Raw genomic sequence first — 18935 nt, forward strand, 5'->3', positions numbered from 1 at the left:
TTTTTCCTTGGGCGTTTCTTTTATCCCGTGAAGACCTCGCCGCCTGCGACGGCAATGGCCTGTCCATTGATGGACGATGAGCTAGAGGAAGCGAGCCAAAGAATGGTGTCCGCGACTTCCTCAGGCGTCACCAGCCGCTGCATCGGATTGACTTTCGCCAGGGCTGCGCGTGCTTCGGCTTCGCTGCGGCCGGTCTTGGCGACGATGTTGGCGGCCGCATCCGCCACTAACGGAGTATCCGTATAGCCCGGACAGATCGCATTCACGGTGACGCCGCGACGCGCATATTCGAGCGCGAGCGCGCGCGTCAGCCCGACAACGCCGTGCTTCGCGGCGACATAGGCCGAGACGTAAGCGTAGCCGGTCAGGCCCGCCGTGGACGATACGTTGATGACGCGCCCGCGGCCACGTTGCGCCATGCCGGGCAGCACCGCATGAGTCACCAGGAACACGCTGGAGAGATTGCTCGCCAGCATGTCCGACCATAGAGCCGCATCCGTCTTCTCGAACGGCGCGCTCAATGCCTTCCCCGCATTGTTGACGAGAATGTCGATCGGGCCGACCTCGGCCTCGATCCGCTTGATGCCCTCGGTGACAGCGATTTCATCGGTCACATCGACAGGCAGAACAGCGCCGGCACCCGCCCCAATGGACGCCGCAGTCCCGGCAAGCGTATCCGGCCTCCTGCCTGCAACGCTCACGCGTACGCCGGCTTCGGCCAGCGCTCGTGCCGTGGCCGCGCCGATGCCGGAGCCGCCACCGGTGACGAGCGCATGTGCGTCGGGCCAGAAATTCCGGGTCATGCTTTCGCTCCCGCTGCCGCGCGCTCCAGATTGGCCTCATATTGCGGCTTGCCGGAGAGATACTGCTTCGGCCAGGCAATCGACTTCACGCCGATCTTAGCGGCCTCGTGCAGCGTCCAGGCCGCATCCGCAAGATGCGGGCGCGCGATCGCGCAGAGATCGGCGCGGCCGGCGGCGATGATGGAATTGGCGTGATCGGCCTCGGAAATCGCGCCGACCGCAATGGTCGCAATGCCGACCTCGTTGCGGATCTTGTCGGCAAACGGCGTCTGATAGAGCCGGCCATAGACCGGATGGTCGTCAGCCCAGACCTGGCCCGAGGAGCAATCGATCAGGTCGGCGCCGGCTTGCTTGAACAGCCTTGCGAACTGAAGCGCATCATCCGGCGTGTTGCCGCCCTCGGCCCAGTCATGGCATGACAGGCGCACCGAGATCGGCTTGTCCTGCGGCCACACGTCACGTATCGCCCGAAATACCTCCAGCGGATAACGCGCGCGGTTCTCGATGCTGCCGCCATATTCGTCCGTCCGGCGGTTGGTGAGCGGCGAGAGGAAGCTCGACAGCAGGTAACCGTGGGCGCAATGCAGTTCGAGGATGTCGAAGCCGGCCCGCACCGCACGCCGCGCCGCGGCGACGAACTGCTCGCGCACCTCAACCAGTTCGGCGCGCGTCATCGGCTCCGGCGTCTGACCGTCGGGCAGATAGGGAACAGCGGAGGCTGACACCAGCGGCCAGTTTCCTTCGGCAAGCGGCTCGTCCATTCCCTCCCAGGCCACGCGGGTCGAACCCTTGCGTCCGGAGTGGCCAAGCTGAATGCCGATCCTGGCCGCGCTATTGGCGTGGACGAAATCGACGATGCGCTTGTAGGCCTTCGCCTGCTCGTCGTTCCACAATCCGCAGCAGCCCGGCGTGATCCGCGCCTCCGGCGACACGCAGGTCATCTCGGTGAAGATCAGCCCGGCGCCGCCGAGCGCGCGGGCGCCGAAATGCACCAGATGGAAATCGTTCGGCACGCCCTCTTCTGCCGAATACATTGCCATCGGCGAGCAGATGATGCGGTTGGGCAATGATAAGCCGCGGATACGGAACGGCGTCAACATCGGCGGCGCCACGCGATCATTAGAATCCGGCAGCCCGGCGCGTTCGGCAAACCAGCGCTCATAGCCTTCGAGCCATGTCTTGTCGCGAAGCCGCAAATTCTCGTGGCTGATGCGCTGCGAACGCGTCAGCAGCGAATACATGAACTGCTCGGGCTCCAGGGTATCAGCATAGCGCGCGCCCACCACCTCGAACCACTCCATCGCATTGCGCGCGGCATTCTGGATCCGCGCCACATCGACGCGGCGAAGCTCCTCGTAGGCCGCGAGTACCGCGGGAATCTTGTCCGGCGTCGCGCCGAGCTGCTTGAACTGGTTGGTCAGCTCGATCGCGTCCTCGAGCGCGAGCTTGGTCCCCGATCCGATCGCAAAGTGCGCGGTATGCGCGGCATCGCCCATCACCACGACATGGCTGTTACCGTTGAACGCGGTCCACTTGCCGCAGATCAATCGCGGGAAGGAAAGCCAGGCCGAGCCACGCAGATGCCGCGAATTGGAGACCAGCGGATGGCCATCGAGAATTTCGGCGAAGATCTTCTCACAGAACGCGATGGAGTCGTCCTGATCGAGCTTGTCGAGACCATGCGCAAGGAACGCCTCCTCCGTGGTCTCAACGATGAAGGTCGCCGCGCCCTCCTCGAACTTGTAGATATGCGCCTGGAACCAGCCGTGCTCGGTCTTGCGGAAGTCGAAGGTGAAGGCATCAAAGCGCTTGTTGGTGCCGAGCCAGATATAGCGGTTCGGCCGCATCAGGATGTCGGGCTGGAAGCTTTCGGCATAGCGCGTGCGGATCTTCGAGTTCACGCCGTCGGCGGCAACGATCAGGTCGGCATCCGGAAATTCGAGATCGGACTCGACCTCGCGCTCAAAGACCAGTTCAACGCCGAGTTCCTCGGCGCGCGCCTGCAATATGTTGAGCAGGCGCTTGCGGCCTATGCCGACAAAGCCGTGGCCGGTGGTGCGCATCCGGCGCCCCTTGATCAGGACCTCGATATCGTCCCAGTGGTTGAAAGCCTGCTCGATCGCATCCGCCGTGACCGGATCCCATTTGCGCATGTTGTCCATGGTCGCATCCGAAAACACGACGCCGAAACCGAAAGTGTCGTAGGGGCGGTTGCGCTCGACCACCGAAATCCGGTGCGCCGGATCGAGCATCTTCATCAGGATGCCGAAATAGAGCCCGGCCGGCCCGCCCCCGATGCAGACGATGCGCATGGCTGTCTCCTCACCTTCGGCCGTCGGAGGATCTGAGCGTTCCCAGGAGCCGAAGTCAGGAGATATTTTATGCTTAAAATAGTTTTGTCAAGCGAGAGTGAGACACCACCAGCCCGGCAAACGGGTGATCGTGCCGTTCTTTTTGCCCAGGAACGGCGATTTTGGCGCGACTTGGGGCTGGAGATGAAGACGGAGGAGTGACTTGGGAGTCTGGCCCGCAGCCGAAAGCAAAACGCCGGCCTCCACGGATTGGAGGCCGGCGCTGAATCTTCACCTCTCCCGCTTGCGGGAGAGGTCGGCGCGTAGCGCCGGGCGAGGGCTCTCTCCACTCGGGGAGCCCTAATGCGGAGGCACCCCCCACCCCAGCCCTCCCCCCCGCAAGCCGGAGAGGGAGCGCAGCTTCGCCGGGGCGACCTTTCAACCTGATCGGCGATTTCGCTAATACGCCAGCGGCTTCGGCCGGCCGACGCCGCAGTAATGAAAACCGTTCCGCGTCACATCCTCGGGCGAATAGATGTTGCGGAGATCGACGATCACGGGTGTTGCCATGATCGTTGCCATCTTCTTCAGGTCGAGCGCGCGGAACTGCTCCCATTCCGTCACGATCACGATCGCATGGCTTCCTCGCGCGCAATCATAAGCGTCGCGGCAGAAGGTGACGTTCTCGAACACCTTCTTGGCCTGCTCCATCCCGACCGGATCGAAGGCACGGATCGTCGCGCCCATATCCTGCAGCGCCGTGATCAGCGGGATCGACGGCGCATCGCGCATGTCGTCGGTGTTCGGCTTGAAAGTGACGCCGAGCACGGCGATGGTCTTGCCGCGGATGTTGCCGCCGAAGGCATTCGCCACCTTGCGCGCCATGGCGCGCTTGCGCTGGTCGTTCACCGACACCACCGTCTCGACGATCCGCAGCGGGGCCTCGTGGTCCTGGCCGGTCTTGATCAGCGCCAGCGTATCCTTGGGAAAGCAGGAGCCGCCGAAGCCCGGACCGGCATGCAGGAATTTCGAGCCGATGCGGTTGTCGAGCCCGATGCCGCGGGCGACCTCCTGGACATTGGCGCCGACCTTCTCGGCAAGATCGGCGATCTCGTTGATGAAGGTGATCTTGGTCGCAAGGAATGAGTTGGCGGCATATTTCGTCAGCTCCGCGGTGCGGCGGCTGGTGTAGAGGATCGGCGAGGTGTTGAGATGCAGCGGACGATAGACTTCCGCCATCACCTCCCTCGCAAAGGCATCCTCCGTGCCGATGACGATGCGATCGGGGTGCTTGAAGTCCTGGATCGCGGCCCCTTCCCGCAGGAATTCGGGATTAGAGACGACGGCAAATTTTGCGTCCTTTTTCTCCTCGCGGATGATGCGCTCGACCTCGTCTCCGGTGCCGACCGGGACGGTCGACTTCGTCACCACGACTGCCGACTCCGGCAAGGCCGCGGCGATTTCGCGCGTCGCGGCGTAGACATGGGAAAGATCGGCGTGGCCGTCGCCGCGGCGGGACGGGGTGCCGACCGCGATGAAGATGACTTCGGAACGGCTGACCGCCCCCTTCAAGTCGGTCACGAAGGCCAGCCGGCCCTGCGCGATGTTTCTCGCCACCAGCTCCGAAAGCCCGGGCTCGTGGATCGGGATCTCGCCCTTGTTCAGCGCTGCGATCTTCTTTTCATCCTTGTCGACGCAAACGACGTAGTGCCCGAAGTCGGCGAAACACGCCCCCGACACCAGTCCGACATAACCGGCGCCGACCATCGTGATATGCATGACTTATCCTGTCTGACCAAATGATCGCAGCGGCCGCACCGGTCATCATTTGACCAGCATCGACTCGCCATCGAGATGCTGCGGGAAAAAGAAGAAATTGTTGATATAAAACCGCCCTTCCTTGCGGCCACCATCCGCCTCGAGCGCCGCCGCATCCTGCAGCTCCTCGACATCGAACTTTTCGACGTCGATCACATCGCCTTCCTTCAGGAAGAAACCACGGTAGAGCCGTTGCCGGAAGAAATCGAACACCGATTCCGTCGCGGCCGGCCGATGACGATCCTCCGCTTCCACCAGGAACACCGGCTGGCAGCGCTCCAGGAGCTCGACGGCGCCGTTGAGGACGTTGAGCTCGTGCCCTTCCACGTCGATCTTCACGAAGGCGACCTCTTGATGCATCACCGAATCCAGTCGCGCCATCGGCACGTGGGCGGCGACGATCGGATCGGCCGACGCCATCACACGCCGCTCTAGAGAGGCAAGGCCGTGGACCAAACCCGTGTCGCCGCGCGGAATGAAGAGTTCCGCGTCACCTTCGTGGTCCGACAGCGCGATCTCGTGCACGCTGACGTTTGAAGCAGATGTCCGCCGCAGCAGGCGCGCCATGTCGTGCGAGGGTTCGAAGGCGTGGACCTCGCGGGAAAGCCGCGCCAGCTTTCGCGTGTAGAGCCCGCAATTGGCACCGATGTCGACCGTGACCGCATCGTCCGGGATAATCTTGTCGAGATAGGAAAGTTCCCGCTCCGCCGATTTCGGACGATGCATAAAGTGCCACTGCAGCCAGATCGATGGGAATGCATCCTTCAAGAGATCCTTGGCCTGCTGCTTGGCACCCATGTCCATTCCCTCCGTTATGTGTTGATGCGGATAGGATACTCCGAGACGCCGCCCACCGGATTGGCTTGCGGCCGCCACGTCACACCCGGTGGTAGATATCCTGCACCCGGACGATGTCGTCCTCCCCAAGATACGTGCCCGACTGCACCTCGATCAGGTTGAGCGGAACCTTGCCCGGATTTTCCAGGCGATGCATGCAGCCGAGCGGAACGAAGATCGATTCGTTCTCGCGGAGCAGCACCTCCTCGTCGTCCCGCGTGACGATCGCGGTGCCGTTCACCACCACCCAATGCTCGGCGCGGTGAAAATGTTTCTGCAGCGACAGCTTGGCGCCCGGGTTGACAGTGATGCGCTTGACCTGGAAGCGGTCGCCGGCATGGATCGACGTGTAGTAACCCCACGGACGGTGCACGCTGTGGGTCTGCGTCGCGGCGCGATGGCCGTTGGCCTTCAACCGCTCCACCAGCTTGCCGACATCCTGGGCGCGCTCGCGTTTGGTCACCAGCACCACGTCGGGCGAAGCGGTGATGACGAGATCCTCGACGCCGAGGGCGGCAACCAGCGGGCCGTCTCCCCGCACGTAGCAGCCGGAGCTGTCCTCGGCCAGCGCATCGCCGATCACGACATTGCCGGATGCGTCCTTCTCGCCCATGGTCCACAGTGCCGACCAGCTTCCGACGTCGCTCCAGTCAAAACTGGCGGGCACCACCATGGCCTTGTCGGTCTTTTCCATCACCGCGTAGTCGACGGAGATGGACGGGCAGGACTCGAATGCCTTTTCTTCCAATCGCAGGAAATCGAGATCGCGCGTCGCGCCGGCCAGCGCCGCGCGGCAGGCATCCAGAATCGCGGGCTCGTGCCGCGCCAGTTCATCGATGAAGGCGCGTGCGGGCAGCAGGAAGATTCCGCTGTTCCACAGATGATCATTGCCGGCCAGCAAGCGCTCCGCGGTCACGGCGTCGGGCTTCTCGACGAAGCCCGCGACTTTGCGGATTTCGGGAAGATCGGCGATCCCGCCGCCCATGCGGATGTAGCCATATCCGGTCGCAGGCCCGGTCGGCTTGAGGCCGAACAGAACAAACTGTCCACGGCGCGCCGCCGGTAGCCCGCTCGCGATCGCGGCGCGGAACGCCGCGTGATCGCGCACCCAGTGGTCGACCGGCGTCACCAGGATCACCGCGCCGGGATCAACCTCGCTGGCGAGAAGCGCCGCGATCGCGACCGCCGGCGCCGTATTTCGTCCGAACGGCTCCAGCACCATGGTCGGATTGGCGATGCCGGCCGCGCGCAGTTGCTCGCCAATGGCAAAGCGATGCTCGGCATTGGCGATCACCATCGGATCGGCAAACAGCGACGGCTCCGTCACACGGTTCGCCGTCTGCTGCAGCAAGGTCTTCTCGCCGAGCAGCGCGAGCAGTTGCTTCGGCTGGTTCTCGCGCGACAGCGGCCAGAGCCGTGAGCCGGTTCCGCCCGACAAAAGAACTGGGACTATGCGGCCGCGTGGCTGCAGCATTCTGTCGCTCCCCTTTTTGTGATGCTTGGATGTCGGCGGGCTAGAAGCCGCTGCCGGACAGGAATTCGCGGCGGACGGTGCGCACGATGATCATGACGTCCATGCGCAAGGACCAGCGCTCGATGTAGTCGAGATCGTAATCGATCCGCGAGATCGCGCGGCCGGCCTCAACCGTGCTTCCGCGGCAGCCGCTCACCTGCGCAAGGCCCGTGATCCCGGGCCGAGCGCTGTGGCGCTGGAAGTAATACGGCACGAGGTCCTCATAAGGCAGCTCAGCGGCCAGCATGCCCGGGACATGCGGGCGCGGGCCGACCAGCGACATGTCGCCCTTGATGACATTGATCAATTGCGGGATTTCATCGAGGCTCGTCTTGCGCAGGATCCTGCCGATCGGGGTGACTCGGGAATCGCCCTGCACGGTCTGCTTGACGCCGCGCACGTCGCCGGCGTCGGTCCGCATCGAGCGGAACTTGTAGATCTTGAAGCGCCGGTTTCGATAGCCGTACCGGTATTGGTGAAACAACACCGGTCCTCGCGACGTCAGCTTGATGCCGATGGCGATCGCGATCAAGAGCGGCGCGAAGAACAACAGCGCTGCGCTTGCAACCACGATATCGAAGATGCGCTTTGAGATGGAAGAACCCGGCTCAGTCCGCACCGCGCCGCGCGGGCGCTTTGCTCGATAGGGGCTATATGAATTGCTGCCGGCATATTCGACCGGCCGCATCGAGATGGTGCTCCGCTTGTTGCGGAGCGACCTGATACTGTCCTGGTCGAAGTTGGCTGTGACGATGGCGGCCATTTGCTCTCGCTCTCTCTGTTGAACCCAAAGAGGTCACAAGCGCGACGACGCAGAGCGTCACTGCCCGTCTCGCGGGCACCTTCGCAATTGCGAATTTTCCTGCGTAGCAGAGACGCGTCTCGATCGCGCGGCGGTATAACTCTACGAACTCTTTGAGCGAAATGGGGCAGCAAAACGAAAATGTTGCGCGCGGTTTTGCATCGCGGCATCGTGAGCTTTGTGCGATGCAAAGAATCCGTTTTGTTCGGAAGCGCTTAGGTTGAAGTGCACGCGAAATGCGCTGCGTGTGCTTCGATGCAGCCATGCATTAACGCAAACCTGGAACCACGCGCGAATCGGATTCGATTCAGAAATGGCCCCGCAACGGCTATATCAAGCACTTAATCTGTGCGATCATTTTTGAAGGATTTCTTTCACTGCATACTAAAGCGCCACTCGTACTCTCGCCGACGCGATCATTTCAATTGATGGTCTTCTCGATGATTGCGGGACGTCAACACCCGAAAACGGCCTTAACGAAGAAGCCGCTTGTCTCGGAAAGATTTTCCAGGGAGGCGCCAATGATCGCGGCGCGTTTGGATCGCCCTGAACCAAAACGACTCGATTCTGCGGGGCGTAAATTGAGGAACCGCATCATCCTGACGAACATGCTTGCCTGGATCGTGATCATTCTGCTCATCCGAATGATCTTCTTCTAGACTTTATACAGGCAAGCGAAACGGGAACAGGTGCCGCTGCGGCGGCGCCGCCGATTGACCTCATGACGGTTCCATGATCGAAGCAATCGATGATGCGGCCGCCAGTTGCATATCCCGAGTTCGTTGCACCTTCGGCTCCCGCAGACACGCGCATCTACGCGGTCGGCGACATTCACGGACGCGCCGACCTGCTCGCCGAGACCATTGCGCGTATCGACGACGACATAGCCCGGCGGCCGATCCGCTACGCGCTCGAGATCTATCTCGGCGACTATATCGACCGCGGCCCCGATTCCAAGACCGTGCTCGATCTGTTGGCAGTTCGCCTCGTCAGGAATCACGCGGTTTGCCTGCGTGGCAATCATGAAGAGCTGTTGCAACACTTTCTTGACGATCCGGCGGCGTTCGCGCAGTGGCGGCGGCTCGGCGGCATGCAGACGCTCGCCTCCTATGGCGTGTTTCCGCGCGACGTGCCCGTCTCCGAAGTCAACCTGCAGCGCCGTTTTCTCAACGTCTTCCCACGCACGCATGTCCTGTTCCTGCAATGCCTGCGCGACAGCTTTATCTGTGGTGACTTCTTCTTTGCCCATGCCGGGGTGCGCCCCAGCGTTCCGGTCGAGCAGCAGCATCCGGAGGATCTACTTTGGATCCGCCGGGAGTTTCTCAGTTCGGATGAAGATCACGGCAAATATGTCGTACACGGCCACACCCCGGTTCCCCATCCCGACATCAGGCATAACCGCATCAATATCGACACCGGCGCGTGGAGAAGCGGGACCCTGACCTGCATCGCCATCGAAGGAACAGCGATTCTGGTCCTGTGACAGACGATGGCGCCATTAACGCTGCGCGATCATGGAACCGCATGGAGCTGTCGCGGAACCACTACCCACATTTTTTCGCCTTGTTTGCTCACTTATGCTCCGCGCCGTTACTGACGGACTTTCGTGGGGATGCAGTCATGCAGCAACAATCAATCCGTGTCGCCCGCGCGGCGCCACGCAATATTCTATTTGCGTTTGTTTTGGCGAGCATCGCGAGTTTTGCAACTTGCGCGTCGGCTCAAACGCAAACCGGCTCGCATGCGTTCTCGACAGGGACCTACGTGCTCGGTCCGAACGACAGAGTGCGTGTGAAGGTCTATGGGGAGCCCGACATCACGGGAGAGTATGAAATCGACGCGAGCGGTCAGGTCTCGATTCCACTTGCAGGACGCATGAGGGCGTCCGGCATGACGACCAAGCAGTTGGAACGCGCGATCACATCCGCGCTATCGAAGGACATCGTGCGTGATCCGAAGGTGAACGTCGAGATCGTCGCGTACAGACCTTATTACATCCTCGGCGAGGTCAAGAAGGCCGGCGAGTATCCGTACCGCCTTGGTCTGACGGTGATGGATGCGGTCGCCAGTGCCGGCGGATTCACCTATCGCGCCAACGAGGGCAAGGTCTATCTGCGCCGATCGGGCAGTCCAGCGGAGGAGATCTACGCGCTCGATGCACCGATCCTGGTGTTTCCTGGCGACAACATCCGGGTTCCCGAGCGCTACTTCTGAGTGGCTCGTTCGACGGAGCAATCTCATTCGCAAATCACGCGCGTAAACATTTACGTCATGCGCGCTGCCATAGTGTCGTCGATTTGCGATGAGTATTATTTTGCAATGCAGAAAACTTTTTCCCGCGACGCACGTTAATGCGCGGGAAGATGTTCTCTGATCAAACCAGCAATGCTCCGTAGTGCGCGCGTAACAAGTGCAAAGGGCTGCCATGTCAATGCGCAGTCCGCGGTGAATTTGTGAGCACGGCAGCCGGGCCTCAGAACTTCACCGCTCCAGAGTTCCCGCAAGGGATGGATTATGGGACGCACGACTGCATTTGGCTGGTTGAACGCGATTGGAACGAGTGGGTCGCAGACCCGTTCGGTCGTCGCGTTCGGTCGCCGCGGACTGAAGATCCTACCCGCGCCGGTGACTGCGATTGTGCTTGGACTCGGATCGCCAGCGGAGGCGCAGGTGCTCCCTTGGCCGAATGAGGAGGTGGCGCCGCCATGGAACGCGCAACAGATCTTCGAGCCATCTCCGTTACCCAAGCTGACCGATCCTGACACCCGTGAAGCCATCCCGCCGGAGGACACGCCCGTGAAAGGCCGTCTACAGCCTGGCTATGAGCCTGTCGGCATTCGCTCGGGCTCATGGATGTTCAATCCGTCGCTGATCACTGGCGGGTTCTTCGACAGCAACGTATTCGCGTCGAATACCGACATCCGAAGTGACGTCGCGGCCGTGGTCGAGCCGTCGCTGCGTGCCCACACGCTATGGGAACGGCACGGCCTCGACCTCAAGCTCGATGCCCAGGAGACGGTCTATAAGCAGAACTCCAGCCTCAACCAGACCAATGCCAGCCTGAAGGGCAATGGCTGGCTCGACATTGCCCATGACATGGTGCTTCTGGGCAGCTTCCAGGTCGCGCATCTCAATGAGGGCGTTGGTTCGCTGAGTTCGCCCGCCAACGCCATCGCGCCGACACCTTATAATCTGTACTCAGGCGATGTGACGCTGCGCAAGGAATTCAACCGGCTGACCACCTCGGTCGGATTCAGCACCGATTCCTACGATTACGGCTCGACCGTGTCGCAGGATGGCAGGACCATCAACCAGGATGCCCGCGACGGACAGATCTACTCGCTCCATAGCCGGATCGATTATGCGTTTTCCGAGACCCTTGGCTGGTTCGGCAGCGCCGAGGGCAATGTGCGCGACCTCCGCGGCCAGCCTCTCCAGCCGCTGAGCTCCCAGGGCTATCGTGCGCTCACCGGCGTCACCCTCGGACTGGCGCGCCTGATCACCGGCGAAATCGGCTTCGGCTATGTGCAGCAACAGTTCGTCGATCCGACTATCGGCACGATCGCAGGCCCGACCTATCACGCCAGGCTGACCTGGAGCCCGACGCGGATGATCGACGTTCACTTCAACGCCGAGCAGATCGTCACGGAGACTTCCGTCACGAGTGCGAGCGGCGTGCTCGCCAACGCCGTGCAGTTCGGGCTGGACTATGAGTTCCGTCGCAACGTCATCGTTTCGTTCTACGGCGCCTATGAGATCGACCGCTTCTTCGGGCAGCCGCGCAAGGATCAGGTCACCACGTCCGATGCCCGCGTCAAATATCTGCTGAATCGTTTCGCCGCGATCGCGGTCTACTACCGCTTCACGTCGCGCGAAAGCAACATTCCGACTTTCAGCTACGACAAACACCTGGTGGGATTGAATGTTACAACGCAGTTCTGAGCACCTGCCTCGCCCTCCGGAAGAGAGGACGGAACCTGCCGCAAGTCGCTGGCAGGCTCCGACCGTCGATCTGCGCGAGATGGCGCGTATCCTGCGCCGCCGCTACAAGCTTGCCATCCTGCCCGCTGTCGTGCTGGTCGCACTCGGGCTGACCTACTGCCTGCTGGCCACGACTTTATATACGGCAACCGCGACCGTGCTGGTCGATCCACGCCGAGCCGCCGCTGTCGAGACCAACAGCCAGACCGCGCTTTCGAACTATGGCACCGATGATGCAACCATCGAAAGCCAGTCATTGCTGATCCAGTCGATCGCGATCCTGGACCGTGTGGTCCGCAGGCTGAAGCTGACGCAAGATCCGGAATTCATCCCGACACCAGGCCTCCTCGATCCGATCAAGCGGCTGTTCGCCTCGGCTGCGCCCGAAGGCGCGGCGGATCCGCAAGACGCGGCGCGCGCGCGTTCGATCGAAATCCTGCAGAAGCGCATGAAGGTGACTCGGCAAGGCACGACCTTCCTGGTCGATATCAATGTCAGCTCGGAATCGCCGTCGAAGGCCGCTATTATCGCCAACGCGGTCGCGGACGCCTATTTCGAGGATCAGGTCCGCGCCAAGAATGACGCGACCCGCATCGCGGCTAACTGGCTCGGCGGCCAGATCAACGATCTCAAGTCGAGGGTCGTCGCCTCCGAGAAGGCGGTTGAGGATTTCCGATCCGCCAACAATCTGACGGTGTCGCAGGGCGTGACCGTCAACGACCAGCAGATCACCGACCTCAACAACAAGCTGATCGCCGCGCGGGTGCAGACCGCGGAGGCGCGCGCCAAATACGACCAGGTGCAGCAGATCGCCAAATCCGGTGGCGACCCCGGCGGAATCAATGCGGCGATTTCGTCGGATATGATCACGAAGTTGCGCACGCAATATGCCGACATTGCCAAGAACGAGGCCGATCTCTCCAGCAAATACGGCGCGCGGCATCCGCTCGTCACCAATGTGCGCGCGCAGCTCAAGGACACCCAGCGGCTGATCAACGAGGAAATCAAGCGGATCCTCGAGAGCACCAAGCACGATTACGACGTGGCGCTCTCCCGCGAAAACTCGCTGAGCCAGAGCCTGGAGCAGTTGCAGAACGTATCCAATACTTCGAGCCAGGCCCAGGTACGGCTGCATGAGTTGCAGCGCGAGGCCGAAGCCAACCGCACGCTCTATGAATCCTATCTGGCGCGCTCGAAGGAAGCGACGTCGCAGGAAAGCCTGGAATTGCCGGATTCGCGGGTGGTGACCAAAGCCAGCGTTCCGATCCGTCCCTCCTCGCCGAAGACCATGCTAATCCTGGGCCTTGCCGGGATGCTCGGCCTCGGCTTGGGAACCGTGCTCGCCTTCGGGGCCGACTATCTCGACGGCCGCATCAAGACGCTGGAGCAGGCGGAGTCGATATCGGGCGTGCCGGCGCTCGCCGCGGTGCCGTTGATCGGCACAAGGGAGCTTGCAGGATTGGCGCGGCGGCGCGGACGGGGCGAACTCGAAAATCACGATCCGAGAACGGTCAAGCTGTTGCCGGCCGCCTTGCAACCGCCTTTGATGCGCTATGCGATCGACGAGCCCGCCACATTCTTCGCGGAAGCGATTCGCTCGGTTCGCCTGGCGCTGCAACGGACGATGCGGCTGCAGCCGGTCAGGGTCGTGCTCGTCACCTCGGCCCTGGACAGCGAAGGCAAGACCACGCTTGCCGGCAATCTGGCGCAGTCGCTGGCGACGTTGGGTATCCGGACGCTTCTGATCGACGGCGATCTCCGCAACCCGCAACTCACCCGCTCGCTCTGCCCGCGCGCCGACATCGGATTGTTGGACGTGGCCCTGGGACGCGCGGCTATCGACCAGGCGATCCTGACCGACGAAAGCACCGGACTGTCCGTGCTGCCGTCGACCGCGGTCAAGCAGGCCGAGATCATCACCGAACTGATGTTCTCCGACCGCATCGTCGATGTGCTCGATCACTTACGTCATCGCTACGAATTGATCATCGTCGACTCGCCGCCACTGGTGCCGCTGGTTGACGGCCGCGCGCTGGCCGAGCTTGCGGACCGCATCATCCTGGCGCTGGCCTGGGATCAGACCCCGCGCGAGGTCCTGGCCCACACCATCGACCTGCTCTCGCCGGTCTCCGATCGCATTCTCGGCACCGTTCTCACGCGCGTCGACCTCAGTCGCCTGCAGTTCTACGACTACTACCGCAGTTCCGCCTATCTCAAACCATACGGAACCGCGAGCCTCAGCCCCGGAGCGGCGCGGTGAACACGCGCGGCTTTGCCAGCCAACCTCTAAGCCTGCCCGGCGCGGCGTCGCACACGCCGTCCGGAGCACGGACGCATGGGATGACATTCGACACTTTTGTCGAGTGGCTGGCGACGGGCTTTCTTGTGCTCGCAGTCGTCGCGATGTTCATGCTCTCGGCGGGCATGCTCACCAACGTGAAGATCCACTATCTGACGGCGGGCGGAAATTTTTACGAGAAGCTGCATCCGACGACGTACTTCACCTTCCTCGCCTTTTTCCTGCTGCTGATGCGCAGCCGCGGGCCGATCGGCGAGATCGACCGGATGTTCTCGCAGTCGAAGCTCCTCTTGTTCTATCTGCTCTGCTGGCTGTTCCTGCTGGTGCAGATGTTCGTGCTGGAACGGCCGTTCACGGTGATCTTCGATACGTTCTTGACGCCGGTCGTGTTGTGTCTTGCGATCTGGCAGCTCTCGCCGTCGCAACGACGGCCGCTCGCCTGGGCGATCCATGTCACGATTCTCGTGAATATCGTGGTCGGCTATTATGAGTATTTCTCAGGTCACCGCCTGATTCCGCTGACAATGGGCGACATCGTCGTCCTCGGCGAATGGCGCTCCTCGGCGTTTCTCGGCCATCCCCTTACAGCATCGGGCGTGGTCGCCGGCTATGTGCTGGCGCTGCTGCTGCGGCCGGCGCTCTGCCCTCCGATTCTGATACGGGTGCCGCTGATCGCCTTCAGCCTGGCCTCGCTGATGGCGTTCGGCGGCCGGACCGCGCTGGTGACGGTGCTGATCGTGATGGGACTGCTTGTCGGGATCGAGATGCTCCACATGCTGCGGGGCAAGCGCATCCCGCTCTCGGCCGCGATCCTCGCCATCTGCCTGCTGTTCGCAGCGGGCGCAGTCGGATTTGCCGCGCTCGATCTCGGCATCTTCGACAAGATGCTGCTGCGCTTCTCCTCCGACAAGGGCAGCACGCTGGCACGCTATGCCACCTTTCACCTGCTGTCGTATTTCGACTGGCAAGAATTGCTGCTCGGCCCCAATCCGGTCCGGGTGACTTCACTGCAGAGCCAGCTCGGCCTCGACTATGGTATCGAGAATTTCTGGATCTCCTGCATCGCGCAGTTCGGCGTCATCCACACCGTTGCGCTGACGATTGGGCTCGCTTGCCTCTTCACCGAGATCATCCGACGCGCCGACCGCGGCGTCTGGGCGATGCTGCTTCTGATGTTGACGATCGCTGCGAGCTCGGTGAGCTTCTCGTCCAAGAATATCCAGCTTGCACAGTTCATCGTCCTGATCACCGTGCTGCTGCCGCGCGCCGAATATCGGCGGACAGCCCCTCCGCCTCCCGTCGCTCAGCGCCGTTACCGGCCTGTTCCCGCGTAAATCCGGCGTCAGGACATCGTATGGACATCTACGTCGACAACACCCATCTCGGACGTCACGTCACCGGACTCGAGCGCATTACGCTCGAACTGTTTTCCGCGTCCGCGCTCGCTCCGCTCAATGTGGTGCCGGTCACCGCGCGCGGCACGCGCCAGATGGTGACGACCCAGACCTTTGGCTTGCCGATGCGGCTTGCGACCTCGTCGGCGATACTGCTGTGCCCCGGTTTTCCGCCGAGCCCGCTATTGCTGCCGTTCGCCTCCCGCGTGCTGCCCTACATCCACGATGATTTCCTGGTGACCAGGCCCGCCGAACTGAACGCACGTGCCCGGCTCTATATGGCGCGTCCCTTCAAGCTGGCGCTGCGGCACTATCCGCGCTTCCTTGCCAACTCCAACGATACAAGGCGCCGGATCGCCGCCTATACCCGACCCGATGCCGAGATCACGCTGTACCGTCCCTCCGTGCGCAACGTGTTCGGATTACAGTCGGAGCAGCGCGCCGGCCGCGCGACTGCGCCGCAACCGCTGCGGCTGGTCGCCCTCGGCACCGTCGAGCCGCGCAAGAATTTCAAGGCGGCGGCCGCGCTCGTCGGGGCACTGCGCGGAAGAGGTTTTGCCGACGCCACGCTGGATATCGTCGGCCGGCGCGGCTGGGGCGACGACTGGCAGGCGCTGGAAGCCATGCCGGGCGTTACGCTGCACGACTATCAACCGACCGAGCGCGTCAGGGAATTGCTTGATACGGCCGACCTGTTCGTCTGCACCTCGCATGACGAAGGGCTCGGCCTGCCCTTGCTCGAAGCGCAATATGCCGGGCTGCCGATTGCAGCACCCGATGCGCCGATCTTCCGTGAGGTGCTCGACGCCTCCGGCATCTTCATCAATCCCGCCGAGCCCACCGCCGCCGCGGCGCAGATTGCAGCCGCGCTGTCGATCCAGAATTGGCGCACGCGCTATGTCGCGCTCGCCGAGCAGAATCTTGCTCGCTGGAACGCGCTTGCCCATGGCGACCGCGAGGCGGTGATCGACCTGATCTCGCGCCTTGCTGCCCACCCCCTCTCCTCTCGCCAGTTCAACCCGAAGCGGATCTAAACTTTTGCACAAGACTACCAACGCGATGCGGCACCTCGACAGCCTGCGGATCATCGCCGCTTGCGCTGTGGTGATTTTGCACTATTCCGATTATTTCAAGGAGCTGCCGACCGGGCGCATCATCATCGCCCACGTCTGGCATTTCAACCTGTTCGTCGACCTGTTTTTCGTGGTTTCCGGCTTCGTCATCGCGCGTCAATATCATGACGACGTCGGCGACGGCCCCGCCATCGGACGCTTCCTCTGGCGGCGCATCGCCCGCATCTATCCACTGCATCTCGCCACGCTGACATTCTATATTGGCATTGCTTTCGCGCTTTCGCTTGGCATCGCGCACACGGACAATCCCGGGCGCTATTCGTTCTCCGATCTGCCGGCGCAATTCCTGTTGCTGCATGCTTTCGTCGGTGAACGGTTGACGTTCAACTTCCCGAGCTGGTCATTGTCGGCGGAAATGTTCTGCTATCTGCTGTTTCCGCTGATCGTTGCGCTCACATTGCAGCGCAAAGTACTGATCATCGCGCTCGTAGCGTTGTCTGCGCTTGCTAACAGCATTTGGGCAGCGACCATGGATACCCTGCCATGGTCCGAGTGGATCAACTTGGGCGGAGCCTTCCGCGCGGTTCCCGCGTTCAGCCTCGGCATTGCCTGTTCCCTCTACCGCGACCAGATCGCGCGCTGGCCCGCAACGCGCGGCGCCCTGATTTCGACGCTTGTTGCGTTCATCTTGTTCGGATCGTGGCTGACGCCAATGGCTGCGCTGGTTGCGGTCTACGTGATCGCCGTACTCGCGATCCAACTCGACTGCAGCGGCCGCGATACGTTGCTATCGATGCTCACGCTCGATCGCTTCGCGCCACTGACTTATTCCAGCTATATGCTGCACATGCCTATCGCAACCGTCGTCATCACCTTGGATTCGCGTCTGATGCTTTTCGCCTCTCCCGATGCCAAGCTGATCCTGGCGCCCGTGTCGATCATCATCCTTGGCATCGTGAGTGTGCTGTCCTACCGATACTTCGAGACGCCGTCACGGCGCTACCTGACCGACCTCTACGACCGCCGCTTCGTCAAGCCGGTGGCGGCACCGATCTCCCATCGGGAGATCGCGTGATGACGCTCGCGGCGTCGGCACAGGCAGACATCGTTCACGCCCGCACGGATGCGCGGGCGACGAGCCGCGACGCCGTGATCGATACCATGCGGGGCGTTGCCATCCTGATGGTGATCGGGATCCATTCCCTGCCGCAGCCGCTCGATCTTGCCTGGACCAAGGCGATCGATGCCGCGCTGCGGCCCTGCGTACCCATCTTCCTGTTCGCGTCCGGTTACCTGACCGCGCGCGCCGGACGTGTGCCGTTGTTCAAGCGGCTGAAGGCGGCGGTGATCCCCTATACGATCGCCTTCATCGCCGCCTATCTCTACATGGCCCTGCACAATCCCGCGATGGATCATCGCGTAACCACGACGTTGGCGCGGTTCGCACTCGCTTATGTCTTCGTGTACTACTACGTGTTCGTCTATGTCGGCTGCACCGTCGTGCTGTGGCTGATCTATGCTGCCGCCGGAACGGACCGGCAGAACACGGAGCAGCGGATGACAATCCTGCTCGCCCTTGCGATCGGTTTCGGGCTTGTCGCCGGAAGCTACCTCGATCCCCTGCTGTTCCATCTCGGCTTTGCCGAGTCCTTCGTCGATGAAGCCCGGATGCGCGATATCCCCTTCTGGTTTTCGTTCATGGCTGTCGGCGCGCTGACGGCAACGTTCGCCGGCGTGGCCGCGCGGAGCATGCGCGCGATCGTTGTCGGCGCCATGCTGTTCGCCTATTTGCTGTATCTGTCCGTGCGCCTGTCCGGAATCGGCGATGCGGCAGTCTATGACTCGACGGCGTTCTTCCTGTACGCGGCGCTGTTCAGCCTTGCGCTGCTGGTGTTGCAGCCGAGCGCAGCCTGGCTCGCGAGCCTCGGCTCGGGCAGCTATTTCATCTATCTCTGGCACATCTTCGTCGTGATGTTGCTGCGTGACCACGCCGGATTGCGCCAGTTCGGCCCCGCCGTCAGCTTTGCGATCACTTTCGGACTGACAGCACTGGTCAGCATCGCTGCGCTAGGCGCGGTCAGGCAGTTCTCCTCCGCGCGCGTTGCCCGCTGGCTGGGAGCATAA

At 62.2% G+C, this 18935-nt stretch carries 15 protein-coding genes; 9 read left to right on the plus strand and 6 right to left on the minus strand.

From position 1 onward, the window contains the following. Positions 1-20 precede the first annotated feature (20 nt). The 6 genes from AC5ZGW_RS08085 to AC5ZGW_RS08110 form a co-directional block, all read right to left on the minus strand. Complete coding sequence (locus AC5ZGW_RS08085; RefSeq protein ID WP_130227823.1) at positions 21-803, minus strand: SDR family NAD(P)-dependent oxidoreductase; 783 nt, start codon at positions 801-803, stop codon at positions 21-23. Then, positions 800-3115, minus strand: a complete 2316-nt coding sequence (locus AC5ZGW_RS08090; protein WP_130227822.1) for a bifunctional salicylyl-CoA 5-hydroxylase/oxidoreductase — start codon at positions 3113-3115, stop codon at positions 800-802. The genes AC5ZGW_RS08085 and AC5ZGW_RS08090 overlap by 4 nt, the downstream gene beginning before the upstream one ends. Positions 3116-3553: 438 nt before the next feature. Next, positions 3554-4873, minus strand: coding sequence for a UDP-glucose dehydrogenase family protein (locus AC5ZGW_RS08095; protein WP_130227821.1), 1320 nt, complete (start codon positions 4871-4873; stop codon positions 3554-3556). A 45-nt stretch (positions 4874-4918) separates the two neighbouring features. Further along, on the minus strand, positions 4919-5710 hold the full coding sequence (locus tag AC5ZGW_RS08100; RefSeq protein ID WP_130227820.1) for an FkbM family methyltransferase: 792 nt from the start codon (positions 5708-5710) through the stop codon (positions 4919-4921). Between the two features lie 79 nt (positions 5711-5789). Further along, entirely contained in the window at positions 5790-7223 is a 1434-nt protein-coding gene (locus AC5ZGW_RS08105) for a mannose-1-phosphate guanylyltransferase/mannose-6-phosphate isomerase (protein ID WP_130227819.1), read from the minus strand. A 40-nt stretch (positions 7224-7263) separates the two neighbouring features. Then, positions 7264-8025, minus strand: coding sequence for a sugar transferase (locus AC5ZGW_RS08110; protein ID WP_028165262.1), 762 nt, complete (start codon positions 8023-8025; stop codon positions 7264-7266). Between the two features lie 560 nt (positions 8026-8585). Here AC5ZGW_RS08110 and AC5ZGW_RS08115 point away from each other — a divergent pair. From AC5ZGW_RS08115 to AC5ZGW_RS08155, 9 genes are all read left to right on the plus strand, one after another. Next, positions 8586-8723 carry a hypothetical protein gene (locus AC5ZGW_RS08115; RefSeq protein WP_165435364.1) on the plus strand — a complete coding sequence of 46 codons (138 nt, stop codon included), beginning with the start codon at positions 8586-8588 and terminating at the stop codon, positions 8721-8723. Positions 8724-8812: 89 nt separating this feature from the next. Further along, the gene (locus AC5ZGW_RS08120; protein ID WP_349645103.1) at positions 8813-9547 is read left to right on the plus strand and encodes a metallophosphoesterase family protein; all 735 of its coding nucleotides are present in this window, start codon (positions 8813-8815) and stop codon (positions 9545-9547) included. A 137-nt stretch (positions 9548-9684) separates the two neighbouring features. Further along, a complete protein-coding gene (locus AC5ZGW_RS08125; RefSeq protein ID WP_130227818.1) occupies positions 9685-10278 on the plus strand; it encodes a polysaccharide biosynthesis/export family protein in 594 nt (197 codons plus the stop codon). A gap of 456 nt (positions 10279-10734) precedes the next feature. Beyond that, positions 10735-12006 carry an outer membrane beta-barrel protein gene (locus AC5ZGW_RS08130; RefSeq protein WP_245474877.1) on the plus strand — a complete coding sequence of 424 codons (1272 nt, stop codon included), beginning with the start codon at positions 10735-10737 and terminating at the stop codon, positions 12004-12006. Continuing rightward, entirely contained in the window at positions 11987-14305 is a 2319-nt protein-coding gene (locus AC5ZGW_RS08135; protein ID WP_130227816.1) for a polysaccharide biosynthesis tyrosine autokinase, read from the plus strand. Before AC5ZGW_RS08130 ends, AC5ZGW_RS08135 begins: the two co-directional genes overlap by 20 nt. Positions 14306-14385: 80 nt before the next feature. Continuing rightward, positions 14386-15678 (plus strand): VpsF family polysaccharide biosynthesis protein, encoded by a 1293-nt coding sequence (locus tag AC5ZGW_RS08140; protein ID WP_207231078.1) that lies wholly within the window; start codon positions 14386-14388, stop codon positions 15676-15678. Positions 15679-15698: 20 nt separating this feature from the next. After that, positions 15699-16772 (plus strand): glycosyltransferase, encoded by a 1074-nt coding sequence (locus tag AC5ZGW_RS08145; RefSeq protein WP_130227815.1) that lies wholly within the window; start codon positions 15699-15701, stop codon positions 16770-16772. A gap of 4 nt (positions 16773-16776) precedes the next feature. Continuing rightward, positions 16777-17886 carry an acyltransferase family protein gene (locus AC5ZGW_RS08150; protein WP_130227814.1) on the plus strand — a complete coding sequence of 370 codons (1110 nt, stop codon included), beginning with the start codon at positions 16777-16779 and terminating at the stop codon, positions 17884-17886. Then, positions 17886-18935 carry an acyltransferase family protein gene (locus AC5ZGW_RS08155; RefSeq protein ID WP_245474875.1) on the plus strand — a complete coding sequence of 350 codons (1050 nt, stop codon included), beginning with the start codon at positions 17886-17888 and terminating at the stop codon, positions 18933-18935. The genes AC5ZGW_RS08150 and AC5ZGW_RS08155 overlap by 1 nt, the downstream gene beginning before the upstream one ends.

The organism is Bradyrhizobium sp. Crot121, from assembly GCF_059512385.1.